The organism is Paenibacillus sp. JZ16, assembly GCF_015326965.1.
Classification (GTDB): Bacteria; Bacillota; Bacilli; order Paenibacillales; family Paenibacillaceae; genus Paenibacillus_AQ.
Map to the genome: position 1 here is coordinate 3,468,120 of NZ_CP017659.1, position 25,324 is coordinate 3,493,443.

General features: G+C 50.5%; 18 protein-coding genes and 1 pseudogene. 3 read left to right on the forward strand and 16 right to left on the reverse strand.

The window, feature by feature from the left end; all coding sequences use genetic code 11:
- Positions 1-36: 36 nt before the first annotated feature.
- From BJP58_RS15895 to yicI, 6 genes are all read right to left on the reverse strand, one after another.
- Positions 37-1,749, reverse strand: coding sequence for an ABC transporter substrate-binding protein (locus BJP58_RS15895; protein ID WP_194544628.1), 1,713 nt, complete (start codon positions 1,747-1,749; stop codon positions 37-39).
- A gap of 76 nt (positions 1,750-1,825) precedes the next feature.
- Positions 1,826-2,734, reverse strand: a complete 909-nt coding sequence (locus BJP58_RS15900) for a carbohydrate ABC transporter permease (protein WP_194544629.1) — start codon at positions 2,732-2,734, stop codon at positions 1,826-1,828.
- A gap of 14 nt (positions 2,735-2,748) precedes the next feature.
- Positions 2,749-3,711, reverse strand: a complete 963-nt coding sequence (locus tag BJP58_RS15905) for an ABC transporter permease (RefSeq protein WP_194544630.1) — start codon at positions 3,709-3,711, stop codon at positions 2,749-2,751.
- A gap of 328 nt (positions 3,712-4,039) precedes the next feature.
- Positions 4,040-5,596: a response regulator transcription factor gene (locus BJP58_RS15910; RefSeq protein ID WP_194544631.1), complete on the reverse strand. Its 1,557-nt coding sequence runs from the start codon at positions 5,594-5,596 to the stop codon at positions 4,040-4,042.
- Positions 5,571-7,379 (reverse strand): sensor histidine kinase, encoded by a 1,809-nt coding sequence (locus tag BJP58_RS15915; RefSeq protein ID WP_194544632.1) that lies wholly within the window; start codon positions 7,377-7,379, stop codon positions 5,571-5,573. The genes BJP58_RS15910 and BJP58_RS15915 overlap by 26 nt, the downstream gene beginning before the upstream one ends.
- Positions 7,380-7,599: 220 nt before the next feature.
- Positions 7,600-9,927, reverse strand: coding sequence for an alpha-xylosidase (gene yicI / locus BJP58_RS15920; protein ID WP_194544633.1), 2,328 nt, complete (start codon positions 9,925-9,927; stop codon positions 7,600-7,602).
- Between the two features lie 171 nt (positions 9,928-10,098).
- Here yicI and BJP58_RS15925 point away from each other — a divergent pair, with 171 nt between their 5' ends.
- Positions 10,099-10,977: a helix-turn-helix transcriptional regulator gene (locus tag BJP58_RS15925; protein ID WP_194544634.1), complete on the forward strand. Its 879-nt coding sequence runs from the start codon at positions 10,099-10,101 to the stop codon at positions 10,975-10,977.
- Here the strand turns inward: BJP58_RS15925 and BJP58_RS15930 are convergent.
- Positions 10,972-12,354, reverse strand: coding sequence for a glycosyl hydrolase family 18 protein (locus BJP58_RS15930; RefSeq protein WP_233355090.1), 1,383 nt, complete (start codon positions 12,352-12,354; stop codon positions 10,972-10,974). The two genes, BJP58_RS15925 and BJP58_RS15930, sit on opposite strands and share 6 nt — an antisense overlap.
- A 341-nt stretch (positions 12,355-12,695) precedes the next feature.
- On the reverse strand, positions 12,696-13,451 hold the full coding sequence (locus BJP58_RS15935) for a YqcI/YcgG family protein (protein ID WP_194544636.1): 756 nt from the start codon (positions 13,449-13,451) through the stop codon (positions 12,696-12,698).
- A 184-nt stretch (positions 13,452-13,635) separates the two neighbouring features.
- Between BJP58_RS15935 and rnjA the strand changes: the two are divergent.
- Positions 13,636-15,353: pseudogene (gene rnjA, locus BJP58_RS15940) on the forward strand (ribonuclease J1).
- A gap of 169 nt (positions 15,354-15,522) precedes the next feature.
- Here rnjA and BJP58_RS15945 read toward each other — a convergent pair.
- Both BJP58_RS15945 and BJP58_RS15950 read right to left on the reverse strand, forming a co-directional pair.
- Positions 15,523-16,746 (reverse strand): MFS transporter, encoded by a 1,224-nt coding sequence (locus tag BJP58_RS15945; protein WP_194544638.1) that lies wholly within the window; start codon positions 16,744-16,746, stop codon positions 15,523-15,525.
- A gap of 61 nt (positions 16,747-16,807) precedes the next feature.
- A complete protein-coding gene (locus tag BJP58_RS15950) occupies positions 16,808-17,881 on the reverse strand; it encodes an ATP-binding protein (protein ID WP_194544639.1) in 1,074 nt (357 codons plus the stop codon).
- Between the two features lie 309 nt (positions 17,882-18,190).
- Between BJP58_RS15950 and BJP58_RS15955 the strand changes: the two genes are divergently transcribed.
- Positions 18,191-18,811 carry a hypothetical protein gene (locus tag BJP58_RS15955; RefSeq protein ID WP_071219685.1) on the forward strand — a complete coding sequence of 207 codons (621 nt, stop codon included), beginning with the start codon at positions 18,191-18,193 and terminating at the stop codon, positions 18,809-18,811.
- Positions 18,812-18,939: 128 nt separating this feature from the next.
- Here the strand turns inward: BJP58_RS15955 and BJP58_RS15960 are convergent, their stop codons facing one another.
- From BJP58_RS15960 to BJP58_RS15985, 6 genes are all read right to left on the reverse strand, one after another.
- Positions 18,940-19,602, reverse strand: a complete 663-nt coding sequence (locus BJP58_RS15960; RefSeq protein WP_194544640.1) for a YqaA family protein — start codon at positions 19,600-19,602, stop codon at positions 18,940-18,942.
- 261 nt (positions 19,603-19,863) lie between these two features.
- Positions 19,864-20,676 carry a pyridoxine/pyridoxal/pyridoxamine kinase gene (gene pdxK, locus BJP58_RS15965; protein ID WP_076325345.1) on the reverse strand — a complete coding sequence of 271 codons (813 nt, stop codon included), beginning with the start codon at positions 20,674-20,676 and terminating at the stop codon, positions 19,864-19,866.
- Between the two features lie 193 nt (positions 20,677-20,869).
- Positions 20,870-21,616 (reverse strand): type I methionyl aminopeptidase, encoded by a 747-nt coding sequence (gene map, locus BJP58_RS15970; RefSeq protein WP_194544641.1) that lies wholly within the window; start codon positions 21,614-21,616, stop codon positions 20,870-20,872.
- An 845-nt stretch (positions 21,617-22,461) separates the two neighbouring features.
- On the reverse strand, positions 22,462-23,091 hold the full coding sequence (locus tag BJP58_RS15975) for a hypothetical protein (protein WP_233355091.1): 630 nt from the start codon (positions 23,089-23,091) through the stop codon (positions 22,462-22,464).
- Positions 23,092-23,261: 170 nt separating this feature from the next.
- Positions 23,262-23,828: a class I SAM-dependent methyltransferase gene (locus tag BJP58_RS15980; protein WP_194544643.1), complete on the reverse strand. Its 567-nt coding sequence runs from the start codon at positions 23,826-23,828 to the stop codon at positions 23,262-23,264.
- 302 nt (positions 23,829-24,130) lie between these two features.
- Positions 24,131-25,321: an anhydro-N-acetylmuramic acid kinase gene (locus tag BJP58_RS15985; protein WP_194544644.1), complete on the reverse strand. Its 1,191-nt coding sequence runs from the start codon at positions 25,319-25,321 to the stop codon at positions 24,131-24,133.
- Positions 25,322-25,324 lie beyond the last annotated feature (3 nt).

The window sequence follows — 25,324 nt, forward strand, 5'->3', positions numbered from 1 at the left end:
GCCGCATACAGCCGGCCCCTTCTATTCGCCTCTACCTTAATTATTCCAGAGTTCCACGCGTTCGCGTACCAATTCGGTGTATTCCTGCTCCATCTTCTCGGCGCCGGCATCATTCAGTTCTTTGATGAACTGATCATACAGCGCATCGAATTTCGCAGGATCGGCAAGAATGACTTCCGGAATCCGCTTCCGGGTAATCTCTTCCACCTTTTTGTACGTGATATTGATATTGGAGTCGCTCGGTACCGGAATGTTGTAAGCAACGCCCCACGGCTTCACTTCAAATTCTTCTTGTTTCGGCCACAGGTCTTTCCACATTTCCGCGCCGTACGCTTTCAGCGTTTCCTTCGCGGATGGCGTATAGTTCTCTATGATCGTCTCCGGGAAGTTCGTTGTGTAATAATTGTCCGTCGAATCCTTCACGCCGTCGCCGTAACGAGGGAACATGGCGTTGTACAAGCCGATTCCTGTTTCCTTGGTGAAGTTGGCGTTGTCATAGGTTTTGCGCTCTTGGACATCTTCCGGAATGACGCGCTTGCCGTCCACCACGTTGTAATGCTCGCCTTCGATTCCCCAATTCATCAAAACTTGCCCTTCTTCGGAAGCCAGATAATCCAGGAACTTGATGATTCGAACCGGATCCTTCGCGGATGTCGTAATGCCTACGCCCCATCCGGCGACGTAACCCGTGTCTTGGAATGTTGCATCCTTGGTCGACTCATCCAGTTGGATCGGGAATCTCGCATAGGTGCGGTTTTCCTTACCGGAAGATCTTAGCGCGTTGGTTGCATTGCCGAAGCCCCACTCCTGATCGATGACGCCAAGAACACGGCCAGAGGAGATTTTAGCTTCGTATTGGTCCGTCTTCTGCACGAACGTTTCTTTATCCAACAAGCCCTCGGCGTTCATATGATTCAGCCAGCGGAAGTATTCCTTCTCTTCCGGCCGCTTGTAATGAAGCTTCGCCTCGGTTGTTTCCGGGTCGATATAGTACTCGCCGTCATCCGATACGCCTGTCGCGATAAACGCCGGGTTTGTTACCGAGATCATGATTCTCCATCCGTCCGCATTCAACGTCAGCGGAATCGTCGGCTGGCCGTCAATGGTCGGGTGTTTCTCGGCATACTCTTTCAGTGCGTTCTCATAATCCTTCACCGTTTTCAGTTCAGGGTAACCGAGTTCTTTCAGCACTTCATGCTGGATCTGGAACGTGCCGCCAGCATCAAGGGCCTGATGGTCCACCGCTGCAAGTGTCGGGAGGACATAGATGGCCTCATCCTCATTGCTCCATTTCAGACGGCTCATATATTCTCCATACACCTTCTTGATATTCGGCGCATGCTCTTCGATCAGATCTGTCAGATCAATAAACGCTCCGGAATCCACAAACAAATTGGCGTCACCCTTGGCAAATACCAAGTCCGGATATTCCCCGCTCGCCACCATCAGCGGGAGCTTCTGATTGGAGCCGTCCACCGCGTATTCGGCCTGGATCGTAATGCCGGTTTTCTCGGTCAGCTTCTTGCCGACCGCGTCCTGCATGTTGGCCCAGTTTGCATTGGAATCCGCGCTGTAATACGTCATGGTCATCGGCTCGAGCTTCTCTTCCTGCTGCGTATCGTTGCCGCTGCTTCCTTCTTCGCCGCCGTTTGCGCTATTGTTGCTGTCGCCGTTGCCGCATGCCGCCAGAACGAATGTGGCCATCATCATGATCGCGAGCAGCAGCGACAATCTCTTCTTATGTTTCATTGCTATACCCCCTAAATCGATTTTTGATCATCTATCGTATAACAGGACATGTTGCCTGCTGATACCATACTTGCGCTTAGCTTTTTACGGCTCCAAGCGTCATGCCTTTCACAAAATACCGCTGCAGGAACGGATAGACGAGCAATATGGGAACCGTAACAACAATCGTGATCGCCATTTTGATCGATTCCGGCGACACCTGCTTCACGATATCGGCCATGTTCTGCCCCGACATCATGCCGCTGGTTTGTCCCTGCGTGCTCTGAAGCACCTTCATCAGCTCGAATTGAAGCGTCGTGAGATGGGGTGCGTTGCCGTTATAGAGATACGTATCGAACCATGAGTTCCACTGCCCGACGGCCAGGAACAAGGCGATGGTAGCCAGTACGGGCTTACAGAGCGGAAGAATGATTTTGTAATAGATCGTGAAATCGTTGGCCCCGTCAAGCTTAGCCGATTCCTGCAGCGAATAAGGCAGGCTGTCGATGAAAGACCGGATAACGAATACGTTGAACGCGCTTACCATTCCCGGAATGATGTAGACCAGAAACGAATTCATCATGTTCAGGTCGCGGATCAGAATGAACACTGGAATCATTCCGCCGGAGAAGTACATCGTCAGCGCAAGAAAGGTCGACATGAACTTTCTTCCCTGAAAGTCCACCCTGCTGAGGACGTAGCCCAGCATTGTGCCGCTTAACAAGCCCAAGAATGTTCCTGCCAGCGTACGGAGAATCGTAATTTTGGCCCCTGTAATCAAACCGTCGTATTTGAAGATCTGCACGTAATTCTCAAGCGTAAACTCCCGCGGCCAGAGATAGATCCCCCCACGTACTGTATCTACGGAATCGTTCAATGATATCGCAAGAACATTCAGGAACGGATACAGAGTAACGATCATGACCAGTGTCATAAAAGTAAAGTTAACAATATCAAACACGCGGTCGGAGAGCGTGGGCTTGAATGCTGTTTTAGTTCGTGCCATGCTGCTTCCCTCCCCTACATAATCGATTGCTTCGTGAATTTTTTGAATACGCCGTTAGCGATCAGCAACAAGAGGATACTCACAATGGAGTTGAACATCCCGATGGCCGTACCGAATGAGAAACGCCCCATCCCAAGGCCATAATTCAGCGCATACAGATCCAGCACCTGGGAATAATCCACCACCAGCGGGTTACCCAGCAAGAACTGCTTCTCGAAGCCGATGCTGATCAGATGTCCGATGGACATGATCATTAGAATTGCAATCGTAGGGGCGATGCTTGGCAGCGTAATATGCCATATTTGGCGAAGTCGGCTCGCGCCGTCAACCTTGGCTGCTTCGAATTGCTCCTGATCAATGCCTGAAATCGCTGCCAAATAAATGATCGCGCTCCAGCCCATTTCCTTCCATATATCGGAGCCCGTTACGATGTACCAGAACAGGTTCCCCTGAGCCATGAACTGTATGGGCTGATCAATCAACCCCAGCCACATCAGCAGCTGATTGACAGCGCCTCCATCTGTGGACAGCATTTTGGTCACGATACCGGCAACCACGACCCAGGACACAAAATGAGGCAGATAAGATATCGTCTGTACGGTCCTCTTGAATACGCTTCCACGAAGCTCATTCAACAAGACTGCGAATAGGATCGGAATCGTGAACCCAACGATCAATCCCATGAAACTCATGGCGAGTGTATTCCGCAACACCAGATAAAACTTATCGTCCGCGAAAAGTGCTGCGAAATGGTCCAGGCCCACCCATTTTTGCTCGAATATCCCTTTGCCTGGCTTGTAATTCTGGAATGCCATCAACCAGCCCCACACCGGCAAGTAGCTGAAAATGAATACAATGACGATGAATGGAAGCGACATTCCGTACAGTACTTTCTGCTCTTTGAAAGTGGCCCAAAAGCCTTTCTTTTTCTTTGCGGCAGGTTGGATGCTACCTTCTGTCTTTGTTACCGCTTTCAAACCAACCCCTCCTCTCTTGTATATCCTGATGATAAACCAAGCTGGGGCAGGGAAGTACCCGAAGGATTGGCTTAAAAATCATATAAAAATTAGACATTAACGGGGGGAGAGAAATGCAGAAGAGCTATGTGCCGCTCCGTGTCCGGATCGTATCTCCGATACGATTCCGGCCCCTCCGCTCTATGCTTCGCAGCATTTGAATTCCCCGATAATGCCTTGGGGAAGGAAAGGGGGAAAACAAAAAGACGCGTACCTTAGTCGCGTCTAAAGGGCACGATATGAAAGTACTTATGTTTAGTCTGGTTGTAGGTGAGAATGTGGCGACTGATTACAGGTCCAGCTCCTTACGGAAATTGGATGGAGAGGTACCGACGTATTTTTTAAACTTGCTATGAAAATAGTCGACATTCGTATACCCGACCTTCTCCGCAACCTGATACACCTTCATGCCCTGCTTCAAATAATCCTTGGCTTTGTCGATCCGGACCTTATCGAGGTACGTATTGAAGTATTCTCCGGTTGTATTTTTGAACATCTTCCCCAGGTAGGCGCTGTTGTAATTAAATACGGAGGCTAGTGTTTCCAGTTTAAGATTCTCATTATAATTACGCTGAATCAGATCCATGATCCGCTTCATCTCCTGATCCCGTCCGCCATTGCCCGCCTGCCAGATCAGCTCCTCCAGGAATTGGGACGAATGGCGGCACAAATCATAGGCCGTGCGCTGGCGGAATATCGCCGCAATCCGATCCGAGTATTCCTTCGTGCGGGACTGCAGCTCGGCGTGATGCTGCATCAGCTTGTTGTGCACCCCGGTCAGAAGTTCCACGAAGGCGCTTTTCATCCTTTCCTCCGTGTAATCTTCATTCACCATGGCATACGCTGCAGCATGCAGCAGCTTCCGCTGCACCTCCACATTGCCCACATCCACGGCGTAATAGAGCTGTTCCATCAGCCGCTCCGGATCATAGGGCTGCCGTTCTTCATCCGTTATGCTGCCGGCAAACCGCTCGGATTCAGGGAATAACAACTCGCCGGGAGCATAGAAGAAGCGTTCGCGAATCCGTTCCTTGGCACAACGGTACGAATCCGCCACATCTTCCAAACGGTGGACCTGACGGCCCAAAGAGGCCGTTATCGACGTGCCAGCCCGACTTGCGGCTTCCTCCACCAACTGCAGCAATTCTTTACGCCCACCTGCCGTCAAGACCGGCGTATGCATTAGGACGCCGAGCTGTCCATGCATGGAAAAGACCGCGCCGTGGCCGTTCTCTTCAAAAGCTTTAATCAGCTGATTTTTCAACCGATCGTCGACCCCCTCAACGGATTCATCGTAGCCGTTACGATGAACAAGCAGCACTTGGTAATGGTTCCATAACAGTCCCGACCGCTCGGCCATATTCCGTAAAGCTGACGGATCGGGATTGCCCTCCGGGCTGAACCATGTCTGAATGAACTGCTCGCGGTTCATATCCGAGGCTGCTCTATTCAGTGCCTTCCTCTCCTGTTCCTGCTCGACGGCTTCTTTAATCTGAAGCAAATACATGCTCAGCTCGTCCTCATCCACCGGCTTCAAAAGGTATCCGTCCACGCGGTGGGACATCGCCCGCTTGGCATAATCAAAATCGGCATATCCGCTCAGGATGAGCAGATGGATCTCGGAATCCAGGCTTCGGATGGCTTCGATCAGCTGCAATCCGTCCATTCCCGGCATTCGGATATCAATTAACATCAAATCCAGGTCGTACATCCCGTGCTTCTCCAGCGCTTCGCTCCCGTTCGCTGCGGTTCCAACAACCTGATACCCAAGCTCGGTCCATGGCACAATGCTCTTCAGCCCTTCGCGCAGCTTGGGTTCGTCATCCACGATTAACACTTTCATCATCGCTCTCTCCTCCTGTCGGGATACTGAATTCAATACGTGTTCCTATGCCCGGTTCGCTGTAAATGATCAGACCTGCATCAGGGCCGTAGGTAAGCTGCAGGCGGACATGAACATTCCGAAGCCCGATCCGTCCTCCGTCCTTCTCATCGGTATCGTTCAAATAACCGTAGATCATCTGCAATCTCTCCAGGGTTATACCCGCCCCATTATCCTCGGTAATCACGTGCAGTTTTCCTTCACTTGCCGTGACCCTCACCCTGATGAAAGTGCCCTCTTCCTTGTGATCCATCCCATGTATGACCGCATTCTCCACAAGCGGCTGTATGATCAGCGGCGGGATTCTTACCCGATCGGCTTCGGGATCCACCAGCAGTTCATATTTCAGACGATCCTCATAGCGGAACTTTTGAATATCCAGATAACACTGCACCATCTCGATCTCGTCTTTTATCGTTGTTTTTCCGCTCCCGATCTCAAGATTGCTTCGCATCATTTTACCGAGCAGCCGCACAATCCGGGCGATTTCGTCTTCACCCTTGAGATGTGCTTCCATGCGAATAGACTCTAAGGCATTAAACAAAAAGTGCGGATTGATCTGACTGGCCATCATTTTGAATTTAATTTCGTTCTGCTTCTGCTCCATTAACCTTTTCTGTTCATTGGACTCCTGCACTTCGTTCATCAGGTCGTTAATGTTACCCACCATGGAGTTGAATTGGCGGGATAACTGACCGATCTCATCCTTACCGTCAATTTCCATGGCAACGCCGAGGTTACCGGTACCCACCTTCGTAATATGCTTGCTGAGGCGCAGCAGCCGGTTAGAGATCAATGAAGAGAAGCTATAGATCAGAAGAACGGCCAGCAGCAGGCTGATGATGATGACTGTCATCGCCAGCTTGCTGATTCGATTGGCTTCCGCCACAATGCTATCAATTGAAAATATGGAAATAATGCGCAGACCGTTAACCCCGGATTCCGTATTCAACGGTTCAATCAGCACCTTGGAGGCTTCCTCATGTATGACGGATTCATAGCTTCCGCTCGCATTGTAGACAACCCCGCTGGTATCTTGAATCTCGGCTAGCGTTTTCCCGTACAGCTCCGGACGGTTAGCGGCGACAATATTGTTATTGCTGTCCACAATAATGGTGTCAAACGTTTCCTGGCTCAGGATCGTGTTCAGCATGCCCGTATTGACATTGATTACAAGCACGCCACGGTTGTCCTTGCTTCCAAGATCAACCCCCTTGATTAAGCTGAGGTACACTTTCTGATCGCGTTCATCTGTTATATAGTCCCAGTAGATGACGCCGATATCATCCTCGGCTCGCTGATACCATTCCGTTCTCTTGATATCCTCCTCGGGATAAAGGAATTCCCAATTGTTCAGCATGGTGGGGTTCTCGCTGTAGAAACGGATATTTGAAATTTCCTTGTACATCAGAATCGCCTGCTGTAAATCGGGATACTCCCTGTATGCTACGAACACATCGTATACGCTTTCATATTGTCGGTTGGCCAGATTTCTCAGACGCTCGTCGTAGGATAGCCGATAGGATAAATCGTCTGCCACGTTGATGACTTCGGTTGACCGTTTCTTGACCCGGTCCACGTTCTGGTAAGCTTGCTCCAACGCATTGTTGAAAGCAAATTTGCGGAGCTCGCCCGTAAGGAATATCCCCACGATGGCTACCGGGACAAAGACCACGACAACAAAAGACAATATCAATTTGTTGCGGATTTTCATGTCATTCACAAGTTGAATGAAATAAGATAACATCGGACCGTCTTCGCTCCTGTCCTTTAATCTTCGGCAAGCCCTTTAAAGGAAAACGGTTACAACCATTTGTGAATAAACCTGCCGCAGGCCTATTATATCAGCATTGCCTTTAGTCCAGGGCCAGCTAAAATATGGAAGAAGCCCGACTCCAGCATAAGGCTGGTCCGGGCTCATCTTTGCTATGCTTTTTTTCCTTATATCGAGCAGGCGTTCCCAGAGCTTACCCTTCCAGAGTTGCTGTGAAATTCACCGCTTGTTGTCCGGCTTCCACTTGAATGCTGCCTTCTTGCAGGCTCACTCCCGAGCCCTCTACAGATGAAACGGCCCCGGTGTCATGCAGCTTCACGGAGAATGGCTTGCCGCTGCCTTCCACCGTAAAGTCGATCCGACTGCCTGCACGGACCGCCCGCACAACCAGCTCGCTCTCCCCGTTCATGTTGCGAACGGTGACCGAAGCTTCGCTGCCGTCCTCCAATGCATACAAGCCAAGCTCAACTCCGTCGGCATAATCATATTCCGGACGGGTGTCGTTTGCGCCCAAAGCCAGGAACGAGTTGCCGCGCACAAACAACGGCAGCCCGAGGAAATCGTACGTTTCCTTGCGCCAAGTTCCGCCATCCACCGTTTCTCCGGTTAACAGATGCGTCCAGCGGCCCTTCGGCAGATAGTACTTCACGTCGCCGTTCTCGCTGAACACCGGTGCGACAAGCAGGGAATCTCCCAGCATGTATTGACGATCCAGCATTTCAACGGCCGGGTCTTCGGGGAATTCCAGGAACATGGCGCGCATGCTTGGCACCCCTTGCTCCGATGCCTGTACGGCGGTATGGAACAGATAAGGCATCAGACGGCTCTTCAGCTTCGTGAAGAAGCGCGTAACGTCCACAGCCTCCTCGTCGTAAGACCACGGCACCCGGTAAGAGCTGCTGCCGTGCAGACGGCTGTGGCTGGACAGCAAGCCAAATGCCAGCCAGCGTTTGAATACATGCGCCGGAGCCGTATTCTCGAAGCCGCCAATATCATGGCTCCAGAAGCCGAAGCCGCCGAGACCGAGGGACAAGCCGCCGCGCAGACTCTCCGCCATCGATTCATAATCCGCATAGCAATCGCCGCCCCAGTGAACAGGGAACTGCTGTCCGCCTACGGTTGCGGAGCGTGCGAATACCGCCGCCTGATTCTTGCCAAATTTCTCCACCAGCACATCAAAGACCACTTTGTTATAGAGCTGGGTGTAGTAGTTATGCATCTTATGAGGATCGGAACCGTCAAAATACACAACGTCCGTCGGAATGCGCTCGCCGAAATCCGTCTTGAAGCTATCAACGCCCATATCTGCCAGCTCGCGCAGGTATCCTGCATACCATTCGCATGCGTCCGGATTCGTGAAGTCCACCAGCGCCATACCCGGCTGCCACAGATTCCACTGCCACACATCGCCATTCGCTTTCTTCACCAGGTAGCCTTTTTCACGGCCTTCCTCAAAGAGGCGCGAGCGCTGCGCGATATATGGATTGATCCACACGCAGATTTTCAAGCCTTTTTCTTTCAAACGCTTCAGCATGCCTTCAGGATCCGGGAACACCTCTTCATCCCATTGGAAGTCCGTCCAGTTGAGCCCCTTCATCCAGAAGCAGTCAAAGTGGAACACTTCCAGCGGGATATCGCGTTCCAGCATACCGTCGACAAAGGAGTTGACGGTCGCTTCATCATACTGGGTTGTAAAGGAGGTTGAAAGCCACAATCCGAAGGTCCATGCCGGCGGCAGTGCCGGTTTGCCTGTCAGGTTCGTGTATTTGTCCAGCACGCCTTTCGGATCAGGCCCGTCAATAACAAAGTACTCCAGTGACTCGCCTGGCACGCTGAACTGCACCTTCTTCACTTTCTCCGAAGCCACTTCAAAGGATACGAGGTCCGGTTGGTTGACAAACACGCCATAGCCTTTGTTCGTCAGATAGAACGGAATATTTTTATAGGCTTGCTCGGAGCTTGTTCCGCCATCCTGATTCCAAATATCCACGACCTGGCCGTTCTTCACAAACGAAGTGAATCGTTCGCCAAGTCCGTATACCCACTCGCCTACGCCAAGATCCAACTCTTCGCGCATGTAGGTCTGTCCGCCATCTTCCACGATATGTGCCATGGATTTGGTTCTGCTGCCGGTTATGCGTTCTTCTCCTCTATAGAAGTGAACCGACCACTCCGGACCTTTCTTGATCACGACGCTCAAATTGCCGCTGCGAAGAACCGCTTCCTGATCGTTCTCTTCAATGACCGTATGGTCACCTTCCTGTTTGTACAACTCGAATGCAGGTCCTCTATCTCTTACGCCCGCATAGTGAACCAGCTTTACGCCGATGACGCCGGGTGCCGGAGAATGAAATTGCACGGTGATCAGCTGGGCGTTAATCGTTGCTCCTCTGCCCGGAATCGGGGCCGTGGAGGCATAGGCTGTCAACGTATCTCCTTTTACCGCAAAATCATAAGCCTGAACCGCTCCCGAAACGGAATATCCTTCCCGGATAAGCCAGTTGCCGTCTGTAAATTTCATTTTTTAATCCGCCTTTCTATATTATGAAAATTGAACTTTAAGATGAAAGCGTTATAATATCATTATACTGATCTATTTCAAGCCGATCTAACAGTATTCCATTGTTTAATAGCACAATTTTGATATAAGATGATATCATTCAAACGGCAATTCATTCCAAGGAGGTACATCATGGATCAATCCTTTCGCCAGTCCTTAAAAGAAAGCACCGTTCACGGGAATGAACGCTTCCCGTTTGGTGCCTACTGGTATCAATTTGCCCCCGGGGCCCATGTGGTAGACTCCCATTGGCATAAGGAAGCGGAAATTTTCCACGTGCTGGAAGGCGAGGTTCTATTTCAGATCGACTCGGAATACATCCCTGTCCGGGCGGGTGAAGCGATATTTATCGATGGAGGAGATCTCCATACCGGTCATGCCCGGGGCGACCAAGGGTGCAGCTTCTGTGCCATGGTGTTCGATCCCGGCATGCTTGCCAGCAGCAGCTACGATCTTGTACAAGAAGGAATGATTGTTCCCTTTCAGGAGCGAAGAGCCACCTTTCCGAGATGGATGACATCTGAAACCGATGAGCAGCTGCTTCAGCATATAAAGGAAATGACGCGGCTGTCGAAGCATAAACCTGCCGGTTATGAGGTCGCTATTAAGGGACATCTGTTTCTCATGTTGTTTCAGGCCGCATCCTCTGGCCGACTGGTCAACAGGAGCCGGAGCGAAGCAGCAGATATGGTGAGAACGGAACGATTGAAGAAAGTCATTCTCTACATCCAGAATCATTATCACCGTCCTATCCGGCTGAGTGAGCTGGCTGATCTGATCCCGATGAGCGAAGGCCAGTTCTGCCGTTTCTTCAAATCCATGACCGGGCAAACGCCCGTGGATTATATGAATTCCTATCGCGTTCGCCAGGCTGCTGAACTCCTTCGTCAGCCAGACAATAAAATATCCGACATCGCACTCGATGTCGGATTCGGGCATATCAGTTATTTTGTTCGGGTCTTCCGTAAGATCATGGACTGCACGCCTTCGGAGTATCGGAGAAAATTATAATTTCGGCAGGCTCGGTATGGTCTGATTGCAATCTCCCGGAAGCGGCAGGTTTCGGCATACGTACTGGCCCGCACTGTTCTCATTCGCTGCACCTGACGGGGCGGGCTGGTGAACGCGCTGTTTCCAGAGCTGCCACAGCATGAATCCATCATTCGCCCTTCCCTTATTTTTCATATAGTTCACCATTGTTTCTACATTATAATAAGGTGTTGCGATATTATTCTGACCGTTCATCATGTCGGCATCGTATACCGTGCCCGGTGCGGCATTCAGTTGCAGGACGGCCCCGCCGGATCCCTCCGGCGCAATTTGCATGCCCATGTTGATAGGTCCATTGTAGATTGCCTTATACGATTCATAACCTTCACGCGGATCGTAATAAATACCGCCATCGTAGGACATCAGATTGATGAAGTCGATCTTGCCGCCATGATCCTTAACTACGCGGTACATGGTACCGCCAAAAGGAGATCCCCATTGAACCTTGCCTTCCTCAAACGGCGTTCCTTTCACGTAATAAGCGCCCGTAGACCAACCGGCGATGGAAATCTGCAGATTCGCGTTTCTTGCATGGATTTCATTATAGAGACTCGTAATAATACCCGCGATCTCTCCATCCTTGGTGCAGCTGAACTGGGAGGCTGTTCCTTTGTTGCAGCTGCTGCCGCTGGATTCCCAGTCAATATCGACTCCGGCAGCGCCAAGATCGAGAGCCAAATCCACAATGTTCTTGGCATTGAATCCGGACCACTGTGAACCTTGGCTGTATGACCAGCCTCCTACCGATAGGAACGCTTTCGTTCCGCGGGCTCTGAGAGATGCGATATGGTTACGCAGATCCTGAGACTGCTGGGCTGTAAATTTACGTTGACCGTTCGGGGTGGTCGCCCCTTCCACAAATTCCAAGCCCGCAACGGCTTGATCAAACGCGTAGGACCCTTGAATATACGTGGTATCCGGCCTTACGAATGCAAGATTGAGATGGGTGATGTAATTGGGAATGCTCGCGGTCGTCAGATCGTAAATACTGGTGTTCCAAGAACTCGCATAAGCGACATACATACGGTCACCAGGCAGCGGAGGATCTACAGGAGGGTCTACTGGCGGATCCACCGGGGGATCGACGGGCGGTGTCCCGGGAGTGCAATTTCCAAGGTCCTCCCATACACCCCATGGTCCGGTCGTTCCAGGCACCTCGCCCTGTGTCCACCATTTCGCTTTCCAGGCATGACCGTTGAAGGATACGATATTTCCCCCGCCATATACGGCAGAACTGCTCCATGCAGGCTCCGTACAGGCCTCAGCGGCTTGAGCCTTGTGCACAGGGAACATACCAAGCACCAGCACGGCGATGAATCCGAGAATCCATCCTCTCATCGTTCTGGACAACCTTGTCATTCATCAAACAACTCCTTCGCCAATGGATTTTGTTCATTAAAGCGGTTTCAAAGCTGGTGAAAGCCTCGTACCTTGCACACCTCCTAACACATATAGATGAAATGATATGACGCACTTTAAGTGTAACTTGGTCATTTTTTGTACAACAAGGATAAGATTTACTTATTCAGGGGCAAAATCCTATACCATGGCCACTCAGCACTTTTACGCGAAAAAAAGCTGTCACACTGCGGATTACCGCGAATGAGGCAGCTCTTAAATAGAAAGCATGGTTAACCCTGACTCCAATTTAGGGTATGATGATAGCAACGTGTTATTTCTTATCGTTGATTGATCTCTTTGTGCCGCCTTGCAAACGGACATTTCGATAGTGACTCCGTGTTATCTCGCAAAAAATATTGTTTCCATTCATAGTTATCCTCCGCCCCGTAGAGCTTTAAGTCAGGGTGCGGTGGTACGGGATCATATTGGGCCAATCGCTGACGAATCAATCCCTTGGTGTGTTCCGCTTGCCTTGTTCGGGCATTGAACTGCTTCAGAACCCAACGAGGCGTAAAAGCAAGCATCATGTAGGGAAAGTATCTGCTCTGGCGAAGTTCATGTGCCGGTGTAGCGCAATAAACAAAATAAGGCTCGCCTGCAAAACAAAATTCCCATAGATGATTCGTCGGTTCCTCCGGCAGATCCGCCGGCCAAGGTTCCGTATCATATTCGGTTGTTCGGCTTAAAAGCTGCCAGAACAAGCGCTCATAATACTGGACGCCTTCCAGGCTATCGCGGCCATGCTCCGTATAAATCATGACGACAAGTGAAGTATAGGGCCCAAAGTCCCTGGAGCCGAGCCCGAACTCGCGCAGCAGAGCAGCCAGCTGTTCCGCCGCAGCCTGTGATTCACCCTGATGAATAAAGCCGTATCTAAAATGATTCAGTGCATGTCCTTGCACAGCCGGAATACATGGGAATTTGGCGTAACGGTCCGTCATTTTCTCGGTCAGCTTGGTTATCGCTTTCCGCTGCCATTCCTCATGCAATCCATGGACAGCATCCATATGATCCAACCTCAATAAACCGCTCATTACCAGTCCTCCTCTACTACAGCATATAAGAGTGAGTAAAAATAGGTGACTGTCACGAGCGAAAAGCACATGAATTTCGAAAAGCGTTTCCCAAAAGCTTGAACTTTCTGATATCTTAAGTAGAGAAGAAATTAAAATGACCAGGCTTATGCCTTAATTACCATAGAGAGGATTCTTTCACATTATGTCTAAACCCCTGCTAACAGATAAAATTCAAACTGCCAAGCCTGCCAAAAAACCGAGGCCTTCCGCTCCACCTGTGCGCATCTTTGCGCTGGGGGGCTTGGCGAGATCGGCAAGAACATGTACGGTGTGGAATTCAAAAATGAGATCATTATCATCGATGCCGGCCTGAAATTCCCGGATGCCGAAATGAGCGGCGTCGATTACATTATTCCGGACATTCGTTATTTACTTGATAACAAACATAAAGTAAAAGGTATGTTCCTGACCCATGGTCATGAAGATCATATTGGGGCTATTCCCTATGTGCTTCGTCAAATCCAGATGCCAATCTATGGCGGGGCCCTGACCATCGGCCTGGTTCGTGCGAAGCTGGAAGAGCATCGGCTGCTGGATCAGAGTGATCTACGAATCTTCCATGAAGACGAAACAATTGCATTCCGTCATCTTTCCGTTCATTTCTTCAGAACCACCCACAGCATTCCGGATGCCTTTGGGGTCGTAGTGGAAACACCGTACGGGCCGATCGTACATACCGGAGACTTTAAATTTGATTTTACGCCGGAGGACAAGCCCGCCAATCTGCATAAAATTCTGCATATCGGCGCACGGGGCGTCCTGGCCCTGATGGCTGACAGCACCAATAGCGAGCGGGACGGGTTTACCCCTTCGGAACGCACCGTCGGCGATTCCATCCTGCGTCTGTTCCGGGAATGTCCCGGACGGATCCTGTTTGCTACCTTTGCATCGAACGTTCATCGTTTGCAGCAGGTTGTTGAAGCTGCCATCCGGACAGGCCGCAAAATCGCCATCGTCGGCCGCAGCATGGAGAAGGTGTTTGTGATCGGTCAGGAGCTTGGTTATATTCGCGTACCGGACGGCATGATGATTGATGTAAAAGCCGTTAACCGTTATCGCGACGACCAGGTGCTGATTATTTGTACAGGCAGTCAGGGCGAACCTAATGCGGCGCTGACACGCATCGCTTCGGGTGCCCACCGTTCGATCCAGATTCATCCGGAGGACACCGTTATTTTCTCGTCTTCACCGATTCCTGGGAATACCCAGAACGTCAACCGCAGCATCGATCTCTTGATGCGGGCAGGAGCGGAGGTTAAATACGGCTCCATTCTCGATATCCACACTTCGGGTCACGGCTGCCGCGAAGATTTGAAGCTTATGATCAGCAGCTTGCGTCCCAAATATTTTGTACCGATCCATGGGGAATACCGGATGATGCTTAATCATCGTCACCTCGCCGTGCAGGTGGGGGTTCCCGACAGCAACGTTTACTTGATGAACATCGGGAATACACTGTCCCTATTCCGCAACTATGCGCGTAAAGGGCGGAACATCCCCTCCGGAGATGTCTATATCAACAATGGTGAGCTGCGTACCCATGAGAAGGAATTGCTCGAGGAACGAGTACAACTCGCTCACGATGGCGTTGTCATTGTCGCTATCACCATTAATCGCGAGACCCGCAAGCTGCTCTCCGGGCCTGAGCTGATTACCCGCGGATTTGTGTATATGCAGGACTCCAAGCCTCTTCTGCGCCGGGCTGAAGCGATGCTGCGCAAGCAGCTGAACAAAGCCGGTGAGCAGCGTGAATACAACCGCGCTGCCTGGGAACAGATGACGAATAACACACTCAATCGTTATTTTAAAAGAGAACTGGGCCGGAGCCCGTACATTATGCCTTCCATTATGGAAGTATAAGTCTCATTGACTTTGAGCCTTAACTGTATCTCAAACATAAAAAGGGTGGATCCAAGGTAATTTGAACCTTTGGATCCACCCTTTTCTTCCGATATCAGAAAGCATACACTACGAAGCATGTCCTGCTTGATTCGCAAGAAAAACGCCATCTAAACGGGGCTCTTTAGCCTTAGTCCGCAAGCTCCAGCCCTTTCGTTTCCTTGCCAAGTACCAGTACGCCGAGCGCACCGATCAGGATGGTCACAAAAAACATCACGAAAATGAATTCGATAGGGGTGCCATTTTGCTTCAGCACACCCACGAGCAGCGGCGCAATAACGCCGCCGATCCGTCCGAACGAAGTGGCAAGCCCTACCCCCGTTGAACGAACCTTCGTCGGATAGAGTTCCGGACTGTAGGCATATAAACCTCCCCATGCTCCCAGATTGAAGAATGACAAGGAAATGCCTGCTGCGAGCAGCGAACCTTCCGTGTTGGCGTAGCCAAACCAGATTGCGCTAAAGGCCGTTAGCACCAAATAGGTAACGAGCACGAATTTCCGCCCGAACTTTTCTATAAAATACGCGGCTGTAAAATAGCCCGGCAACTGGGCAAGCGTCATAATCAGCACATATTGAAAGCTCCTGACCAGACTGAACCCTTTATCGACCATGACGGTCGGAAGCCACAGGAACATGCCGTAATATGAAAATACGACCGTAAACCACAGCACCCAGAGCATAATGCTCGTACGCCGATGTTCCACCGACCAGACCGAAGCCACTCGCTGCCCGAAGGTCAGCTTACGGGTAACCTTGGCTTTCTGCTCGATATACCTTGGCGAATCCTCGATGGCACGCCGTAGATAGAGCGCATAAAAAGCAGGCAGAGCTCCAATAACAAAGGCTGTCCGCCAGCCGTAATCCGGGATGACGAAGTAAGCAATGAGTGCGGATAGTATCCAGCCTGCCGCCCAGAAGCTTTCCAGCAGCACAACCGCTCTTCCCCGTTCATGAACCGGCATGCTTTCCGATACCAGCGTGGATGCAACCGGAAGCTCTCCTCCGAGTCCGAAGCCGGCAATAAAGCGCATCAGACACAGCATGATAAAACCGGTAGCCAGCGCGGATAGACCACTCGCAATCGAGAATATGAGCAGCGTCCACAGCAGAACATTTTTCCGTCCATATTTATCGGCCAGGAATCCTGCCATAGCCGCGCCGAATACCATTCCGATCGATGTGGTGCTTGTCAGAATACCAACCTGCTGTGAGCTCAACGACCATTCTGCTGCCAGTGCCGCAACAACAAACGAAATCATGCCGACATCCATCGCATCGAACATCCAGCTGGCACCCGCACTGAACAGCAGCTTGCGCCGCTTCGGTTCTTTTAACAATTGCATATTGCCCATATTAGCCGCCCCCTCTCCTATATCTTTCTATAATGTAGAGCGAACCATACGTCTGGTCAAGCTAGATTATGCTGAGCGGCAGGATAACCTTTATGGTCGTTCCCTCCTGAAGCTTGCTGGACACGTGAACCTGCCCCTTGTGGTCCTCGATCATTTTTTTGCTGATCATGAATCCCAGGCCATTCCCTTTCTCCTTCGTCGTGAAGAACGGTTCCCCTAGACGGGAGAGGATCGCTTCCGGAATCCCGCAGCCATTATCCATGAAGTAGATGGCCACGGTGTGGTCATCGCCTCTCTCCAGCCGAATGGTCAATTCCCCGCCACCCGGCATGGATTCCACGGCGTTTTTAATAAAATTGATGAACACCTGCTTCAGATGATTCACATCACCCTCCACATTGGCCTCTCGCTCTCCGAAATCCGTTATAATCTCGACGTTATGTATGATGGCCTGCGTATTTAGTAGCGTAATCACTTGGTCCAGGAGCTGCCGGATATCGGCACGCTCGAATTTCACGCTTTGCGGTTTCGCCAAAAACAGAAGCTCACTGACGATCAGCTCGATCCGTTCGATCTCCGAGGAGATAATATCGAAATATTCATCCTTCCGGCCAGCGCCGGAGCGAATGAGCTGCACGAACCCTTTAATGGAAGTCATAGGGTTACGAATTTCATGGGCGATCCCTGCCGCAAGTTGACCGGCCATGGACAGCTTATCGGACTGGATCAGCCGCTCCTCTTCTTGATGGGCCGCCTTTTTCATGTCGGTAATATCCGTAAAATGCGCCACATAGCCGAGTGTAGTTCCTTCCCTGCTGCGAGCTGTGCTTAGCATACAAGATACCCACCTGATATCGCCTTGTTTATGTATCAGTCTCTTCTCCAATTGCAAAGAAGCGGTCTTACCCGACTTTAGCTTCTCCATTCTATCTTTGTCCTTATTCACATCCTCCGGATAAATCCAATTGTAATAGGGATGATGCAGACACTCTTCCGCCTCATACCCCAGCATGACGCAGGCAGCGGGATTAATTTTGATAATGCTCCCCTCTGAATCGATGAATACCGTTCCAATCGGCGCTACTTCAATCGCTTGGACCATAAAATCATAGCTGAGACTTTCACTATTCATCATCGTTTGGAGATCCTCCTGTCTTTCATTGTTCCATCGTTTTACCTATTTCGAGATATCGGATTGCTTCTCCTTTCCTATCGCCTATTGAAAAATATAAATAAAGCAAACCAAAGGATAATTTGGACATGAAGCGAATATATTGTTATGAGGTTTCTAATTTTTGGTGGCAATCCCAGCGCTATTCTAGTGAAATTGAGAGAAAATGGTTTTTTTTGACTTGAACGCTATGGCTTTTTCGTTTATTGTGAAAGAAAGCAAGTCATTTACAATTGCTAGTCGTTAGGACCGTTAACAAAGGAGTTTGCGAGTATGTACACGGAACAAGATATTTGGATTGTGCTTACAGGCACGGGCACCTGGTTCAGCAGAATGATCCAATATTTCACGAAGGCCCCACTCAACCATGCATCCATCGCGTTTGATTCCGAATTACGCGAAGTGTACAGCTTTGGGCGAAAGAAGGCGAACAATCCGTTTGACGGCGGTTTAGTTCGCGAAAATCTGCGCGACCCCTTCTTCTACACTTCGGAATGCGCGGTTTATCACTTCCGCGTTAGTAAGGAAGACTATCAACGCATGCACAACCTTGTCAAAGAGATGATGCGTGATCAGGACCGCTACAAATATAATCTGCTAGGGCTGCTGGGTATATTGTTTCGGATTCATATTGATCGTGACGATGCTTTCTTCTGCTCCCACTTTGTTGCTACGGTGCTGGAGCAAGCAGGCCTGCGGCCTGTAAACAAGCCTTGTCATCTCGTAACGCCGGAGGATTTCTCCCATTCACCGCAGTTGAATGAAGTCTACCGTGGACCTCTCCACGGGTATCTTGCTCAAGACATGACATCCCCGCTATCCCCATCACCGACGTTTACTCCTGTGACAACGAAAGGCCGAGGCAAGTTCTTCAGATTCGGAAAAACGGGTTAATACCGAAATATTTAGCTATTATATAAATATGTTTCTCTGATACCTTGGAAAAAAGCAGCCGGGCTCTCACCCGGCTGCTTTTTTATATGATTCTCGCGGGAGGGTAGCCCCCACGTCAATGTTCAGCGTTAAGCCGATGGAGTCTGGTCCGACGTTTGCTCCAGTACCGTCTTTTCGACCACAACAGAACTAGGTTCACCAGCAGTTTCAGCGAGCTTTTCCTGCTCCATCTTCTTGCGCTTGCGTTTGCGGTTAAAGTACACACCGATCAACAGAAGCGGAACGGCAATAAGCGCAATATATAACGATACGTCCTTAACCATGCCTTCAGCGGCGTTACCGTACAGGTAAAACAAGGTACCTACAACGTAAAACTTGGTGGCTCTGCCTAAAGCGGCATAAGCCAGAAGTCTCCACAACGGGAAGTTCAAGCACCCCGATAGAATCGTGAACACCTTAAAGGGTACCGGCGTGAAGGAACCAATCAATATCGCGGCCTCGCCGTTTTTCTGAAACATGTTCGTTGCAGCGTCAATCCACTCTTTTTTCAAGATCTTGTATAGTACCGACTTCCCAAGCAGCTTTCCGATTAAATAACCCAGCGGCGTCCCCAGCAAGCACCCGATAAAACCGTACGTTGCGAGCCATAGCGCATCCTGCGGATGCATGATGCTAAGCGAAACCTGCAGAAAAAAAGCGGGAACCGGAAAAATTACAGCATCAGCAAACGAATGAATAAACAATCCCCATGGACCAAAATTTTTCAAAAATTCCAAAATGTCCTGAAACATGTCTCAACCCCTAAACATTTTCTTCCTTCTTCTATCAGACCCTTTATAAATTATAGCACATAATTATACTGGAAAGGACCTAAGCGGCTCTATCCCTGTGTAAAAACCGCGTAAAACGAAGCATGCCTTAGCTCCTATACACTATATGCAGCGAGTTCAACTAACAACAAAAAAACCTTTCTTCTTGGAAGAAAGGTTTTCGTTCACTCCCTGCAAGCCGAATTCGATGCATGAATAAGCTTGCAAAAAAGTGCATTTGGTTTAATTTGCAGATAAACTGCGGTGCGCGGAATGTCTTGTCGGACCTACGAATTCATTCAGCGGGAAGCCATTGGAGATGGCTTGGGTAATGAATGCCTTCGCTTGCTGTACCGACTCGCGGACGGTCAAGCCTTTGGCAAGATTAGCTGTAATGGAAGCGGATGACGTGCAGCCCGCACCATGGGTGTACTTCGTTACAATGGTGTCGGCCTCGAACCATTCAAAGCTGTTTCCGTCATAGAGCAGGTCCATCGCTTTGCCTTCGCGGATCTTGCCTCTGTCTTTAATCAGCACATTCTTCGCGCCGCGCTCGTGAATGATGGCCGCCGCCTCCTGCATTTGATCCAGGGTTGTGATCGGGCCGGACTTCGCCAGCTGGGACGCCTCGAACAGGTTTGGCGTTACCAGATCGGCGCGCGGGAGAAGGAACTCCAGCATCGCTTCCGTATTTTCCGGCTGCAGCACTTCATCCGTGCCTTTGCAGACCATCACCGGATCGATGACGATCCGCTCCAAATTATAGCGGTCGATATACTGGGACACGAGCTCGATGATCTCTACGGATCCGAGCATGCCGGTCTTCATGGCGTCGATGCCAATGCCCTCAAGCACGGTTTTCAACTGGGTTTCTACAATATCAAGCGCCACCGGGAAAACTTGATGATCCCATGTCTTTGGTTCCATGCAGACAATCGTGGTCAGTGCGGTCATACCGTATACGTCAAATTCCTGAAACGTCTTCAGATCAGCCTGGATGCCAGCGCCCCCGCTCGTGTCCGAGCCGGCTACGGTTAGTGCTTTTCGTATCGTCATGTTCCATGTTCCCTTCGCTTGTAAAATGATTACTCTATTATAAGAAAAACTCGGTTTGGCGTCTATTCGCAGATGTCAAATCCTTCTTTAGCGGAAGTTTTTCTTGCGAGATCAGGAGGGACAGCACTTGAGCAATTACTTCCTGATCTCTAAAGAAAAACTCGGTTTGGCGTCTATTCGTAGATGTCGCATCTTATTGTTCTGTCAAGATCACCGGGCCATCCTTGGTAATGGCAAGCGTATGCTCATACTGCGCGGACCATTTGCCGTCCACCGTTCTTGCGGTCCATCCGTCCGAATCGATCTTGCATTGATACGTGCCAAGATTCAGCATCGGCTCAATAGTGATGACCATGCCTTCTTTAAGACGCGTCCCGCGGTGGGGCGGGCCGTAATGCGGCACTTGGGGCTCCTCATGCATATTTTCGCCGATGGCATGCCCTACGAAGTGGCGGACGACCGATAAATTTTGGGATTCCGCATAGGTTTGAATCGCATGGGAGATGTCTCCGATTCGATTGCCGATCACCGCTTGCTCAATGCCAAGATACAGGGATTTCTTCGTTACGTCCAGCAAATGCTGCGCTTCCTCGGACACGTTTCCGACCGGATAAGACCACGCGGAATCAGCGAGCCAGCCATCATACTTCACCACCATATCAATGGTAACGATATCCCCGTCCTTCAATGGCTCCTTGCTCGGAAAACCATGGCAAATCACATCATTAACCGACGCGCAAGTGGCATATGGATATCCGTGATACCCCTTCTGCTCCGGTGTAGCGCCGCGCTCTGCCAGAAACCGCTCGACAAATTGATCAATCTCCAATGTCGTCACGCCCGGTTTAATCATCTTGGCAATCTGCCGGTGGCATTCGGCGAGAATGTCCCCGGCCCTATTCATCTTGGCGATTTGTTCTGGTGTTTTAAGGATTATCAATCCTGCTCACTCCTTCTCATATGGCTGTTATCTCCTATTCAAATCAAAAAGCCTTAGCTGACCGAAGATTCTGAAGGACAGGCATCTGCCTCTCCCCACTCCCCGGCCAATAAGGCTGATTCACAATCACAAGGTGTATCTGCTTTCTTCTGGTCTGTATCCAAAAAAAGAAAAGCGAAAAGCGCCCTACCTCATCTTATTCTACTCCTAAGCCAAAGGAACCTCAATCATTTCCATTAGGAATGTCTGCCTTTCGGTTTTACACGCGGGCAGGCACGGAAATGGAAGCGTATGCTTGTTGCATCCTCGGAGGCAGCTTCAACTCGGCTGTAACCCAGAAAGTCATATGACTCTCAATGACCATGAACAGAATCAGGGCACGCAGCATTTTATCTAACTTCGAACTTCATTTATCCAATGACAATCGTTTCTCCTCAAATCATAGATATAATGTAAGGTTGCGCAGAAACGATAATTTTACACGCGATATCACAATTCCTTTCTTTTTTCCTATGTTCATTATATCAAACGGGCCGTTTCTTTAGCTTTCCACTTGTTTCCGGCAGCGTCAGCGTAGGGCAACGGCAGCCAAAACCACATCAACTGCAAATGTAATATTGCAAGCTCTACCTTTAATACGAATCCAAAGGCAGAAGGAAACAAAAAAAACCTTTACCCCGTTTATCGGCGATAAAGGTTCTATCTTATCAGAAATAGCCGAAAGACATGTTCGTGCGACGAAATGACGACTGTGCTGCATCTGCTGCTCCCCCTCACTTGAATTACAAGAGTTCCAGCATAGCTGTTTAGCTGCGCCAATAGACTCGCAGAAATTTTTACATTCCCTATATATTTCTCTTATTCTTCCTCCAAAAATAGAGCCATCCCCCCGCTGCCAGCAGCACTGCTGCCGCTATCCACAAGACGGGCTTCAGTAAGAATGAAGATTGACCTGCACCCTGACCTGCACCTGGAGGGCCACCCTCAGCGAGTTGATCGGGCCCTGATTCACTCTGAGCAGATGTATCTTCTGGAGGATATCCATCTCCAAGCTCAGTTAGCTCTTGGCCTGCGGTGGAGAGGAGCTTCGTGCCATCGCACATCCCTGTTCTCAGCTGACCCGATTCGGCAGACGCGAACACCAGGAATTCGCTTCCTACGGCAAACTGATCATAACCGCAGCTGGCTGATGACACCGCCGTTGTAAGCTGCGTCATTCCAGCTAATTCGCCCTTCCATACTTCCGTTACCTCTAACGTAACATGAACCGGATCTGCGGATGACATCACCAGCTTCGCCTTCGGGCCAACCAGCTTGGTCACTTTGCCTGCAAATACCGCTGCACTCCGTTCCAAGCCCTCCACAACCGTAGGCGGCCCCGCACAGGAGCAAGCAAATACGTTGGCTGGTTTGACCGTGTACAGGCTCATAAGCAGAAACAAGCAGCTTAGTATGATAGCCATGGATTTTCTCATCAATGAATCACCTCAACCCTTAGACGGCCTCCTCCCCCAAAATGTTCCAGCTGGCTACCATAAATACACCCAATCTGCGATCTACCTCCGCAGATCACGGTGAGTGGCGGCGCTGGACGGCAAGATCTAAAGGGGAGAGGGCATCCAGCAAAGGGCTCCATCGTCATTGGCTATTTACTGGCAATGATCAAATAATGACGCTCCGTAGGATACTCGATGCCTTGCACATGCAGCCCTGCTTGCTCCAACAAAGCCTTCATCACATATGGATCAACCCGGTTCGGACGGGGAACCCGCTTCTCGGCTGGGTCCTCCTGCCACTCCAGACACAAGCATCGTCCTCCTGGCCGCAGCACCCTTGCCATCTGGCGGATGGATTGCTCCAGCTGATCGGTGATATGAAGGATCAGGGAGGCAATGACTCGATCCACAGCTTCATGCTCGAAAGGAAGGTTTTCCAGCATCCCTTCCATCACCTTAATATTCGTAAGTCCCTGTTCCAGTGCACGCCCCCGCATCATGTCCAGCATGGCTGGCTCGGTATCCAGCGCGTAAACCGTCCCTGTCGTTAACGAGGCTGCCGGTATGGAAAAATAACCGGTACCTGCCCCGATGTCAAGGACATCCACCTCGCCGCTCACTTGGAGCTTCTCCAGCAGCGAAGATGCCGGTAACTCCTTCTTCCTTTCCGGACTTTCCAATCGGTCTATGAGTGACGGATCAAAGCTCTCTTTCATGGTATCGCTCTCCTCCTCGCATGATTGCATGTTGCTCATATGTACGTTTATGAACCCTATGAGGGGAAAAATCCCCCTGTCGATCTACCATACCGTTGATAGGAAACGATGTAAACCGGTTTGTCGCCTTACACGGTATTGATACAATTTTAAAGTGGTTTCGGAATCAATATACACAATTAATGATCGTAACCCGTAATAAACACACTCAGATATGAACGACGAAATAAAAAAAGGCAATGCCCACGATCATCATGACCATGAGATTGCCCAGGTTTGAACAAATGTTTATGCCTCCTCCGCTATGGCAGTGCGAGCTTCCCCATAACGGTCGGTCTGTTCGCTCCGGTAGCTGCCGGCAAATTGTTAGGAACACCGAGCATGAAGTCATTGCCCAGCAGTGCAAAAATCACGGCTTCCTTGGCATCGTCATCGAAGCCCAGCGCCTTGGAGGTCAGGACCTTCTGTTCCGGCAGCAGCTCCCCTAACATCGAGAGCAGCGTCTTGTTATGGGCCCCTCCGCCGGTTACGATCACTTCATCGATTGTGTGGCGTGGAAACACGTATTTCACATAGCTATCCGCAATGGAATGTGCGGTAAACGCCGTGACCGTGGCCATCGTATCCTCTTCCGAGAGGTTCCTGAGCCCGGCTTGCTCCAGAAACGAAACCGCATAGTTGTGACCGAACCGTTCCCTGCCCGTTGATTTCGGCGGTTCTGCATGAAAATAGGGATGCGCCAACATCTCCCTTAACAATTCCTGATCCGGGTTGCCTCGGGCAGCCCATTGTCCTCCGTTGTCATACGAAAGCTGCCCTCCGGACAGCATATGAGCTGCGGCATCCATGATCATATTGCCGGGTCCGGTATCAAAGGCCAGCACATCCGAAGGATCCGCCCCTGCGGGCAGCGCCGTGCAATTACCGATCCCGCCGATGTTCTGCAGCAGTCTTCCCCGCTCCGGGTGCCGGAACAGGATCAAATCTCCGTAAGGGGCAAACGGGGCCCCTTGCCCCCCAACCGCCATATCCGCCGGCCGGAAGTCTCCTGCCGTAAGTTTGCCGGTATGCTTGGCGATAACGGAAATATCGCCGATCTGCAGAGTGGAAGCGACAGCATAAGGATCCCCTTGTTCGGGTATGGGCTGATGCCAAATCGTCTGTCCATGAGAGCTTACCAAATCCACCTCATCGATTCGCATGCCGGCATCGGCAACCGCTTCCAGGACTGTCGCTCCAAACTGATACCCCAAGTATGCATTCATACTGCAAACAGCAGCGCTGTTGGAATTCTCCTCACTGCACAAATCGCGCAGCCGCTGACGGAGTTCCGGTTCGTAAGGCTTGTTATAGTAATGCAGCAGCTCAACCGATGCTTCGAAACCGCTGCCGTGTATGCGGACGATGGCCGCATCGATGCCGTCAAGCGAAGTGCCCGACATCAAGCCGACCACAACGGTAGGCCTTCCATCCTTCCATGGCGAGAACAGCATGTT

What these genes read in the sequence shown, in the direction of transcription:
- BJP58_RS15895 (WP_194544628.1), bottom strand. Translation starts at nt 1,749, where the DNA reads ATGAAACATAAGAAGAGATTGTCGCTGCTGCTCGCGATCATGATGATG.
- BJP58_RS15900 (WP_194544629.1), bottom strand. Translation starts at nt 2,734, where the DNA reads ATGGCACGAACTAAAACAGCATTCAAGCCCACGCTCTCCGACCGCGTG.
- BJP58_RS15910 (WP_194544631.1), bottom strand. Translation starts at nt 5,596, where the DNA reads ATGATGAAAGTGTTAATCGTGGATGACGAACCCAAGCTGCGCGAAGGG.
- BJP58_RS15915 (WP_194544632.1), bottom strand. Translation starts at nt 7,379, where the DNA reads ATGTTATCTTATTTCATTCAACTTGTGAATGACATGAAAATCCGCAAC.
- yicI (WP_194544633.1), bottom strand. Translation starts at nt 9,927, where the DNA reads ATGAAATTTACAGACGGCAACTGGCTTATCCGGGAAGGATATTCCGTT.
- BJP58_RS15925 (WP_194544634.1), top strand. Translation starts at nt 10,099, where the DNA reads ATGGATCAATCCTTTCGCCAGTCCTTAAAAGAAAGCACCGTTCACGGG.
- BJP58_RS15930 (WP_233355090.1), bottom strand. Translation starts at nt 12,354, where the DNA reads ATGAGAGGATGGATTCTCGGATTCATCGCCGTGCTGGTGCTTGGTATG.
- BJP58_RS15935 (WP_194544636.1), bottom strand. Translation starts at nt 13,451, where the DNA reads ATGAGCGGTTTATTGAGGTTGGATCATATGGATGCTGTCCATGGATTG.
- BJP58_RS15945 (WP_194544638.1), bottom strand. Translation starts at nt 16,746, where the DNA reads ATGGGCAATATGCAATTGTTAAAAGAACCGAAGCGGCGCAAGCTGCTG.
- BJP58_RS15950 (WP_194544639.1), bottom strand. Translation starts at nt 17,881, where the DNA reads ATGATGAATAGTGAAAGTCTCAGCTATGATTTTATGGTCCAAGCGATT.
- BJP58_RS15955 (WP_071219685.1), top strand. Translation starts at nt 18,191, where the DNA reads ATGTACACGGAACAAGATATTTGGATTGTGCTTACAGGCACGGGCACC.
- BJP58_RS15960 (WP_194544640.1), bottom strand. Translation starts at nt 19,602, where the DNA reads ATGTTTCAGGACATTTTGGAATTTTTGAAAAATTTTGGTCCATGGGGA.
- pdxK (WP_076325345.1), bottom strand. Translation starts at nt 20,676, where the DNA reads ATGACGATACGAAAAGCACTAACCGTAGCCGGCTCGGACACGAGCGGG.
- BJP58_RS15975 (WP_233355091.1), bottom strand. Translation starts at nt 23,091, where the DNA reads ATGAGAAAATCCATGGCTATCATACTAAGCTGCTTGTTTCTGCTTATG.
- BJP58_RS15980 (WP_194544643.1), bottom strand. Translation starts at nt 23,828, where the DNA reads ATGAAAGAGAGCTTTGATCCGTCACTCATAGACCGATTGGAAAGTCCG.
- BJP58_RS15985 (WP_194544644.1), bottom strand. Translation starts at nt 25,321, where the DNA reads ATGCTGTTCTCGCCATGGAAGGATGGAAGGCCTACCGTTGTGGTCGGC.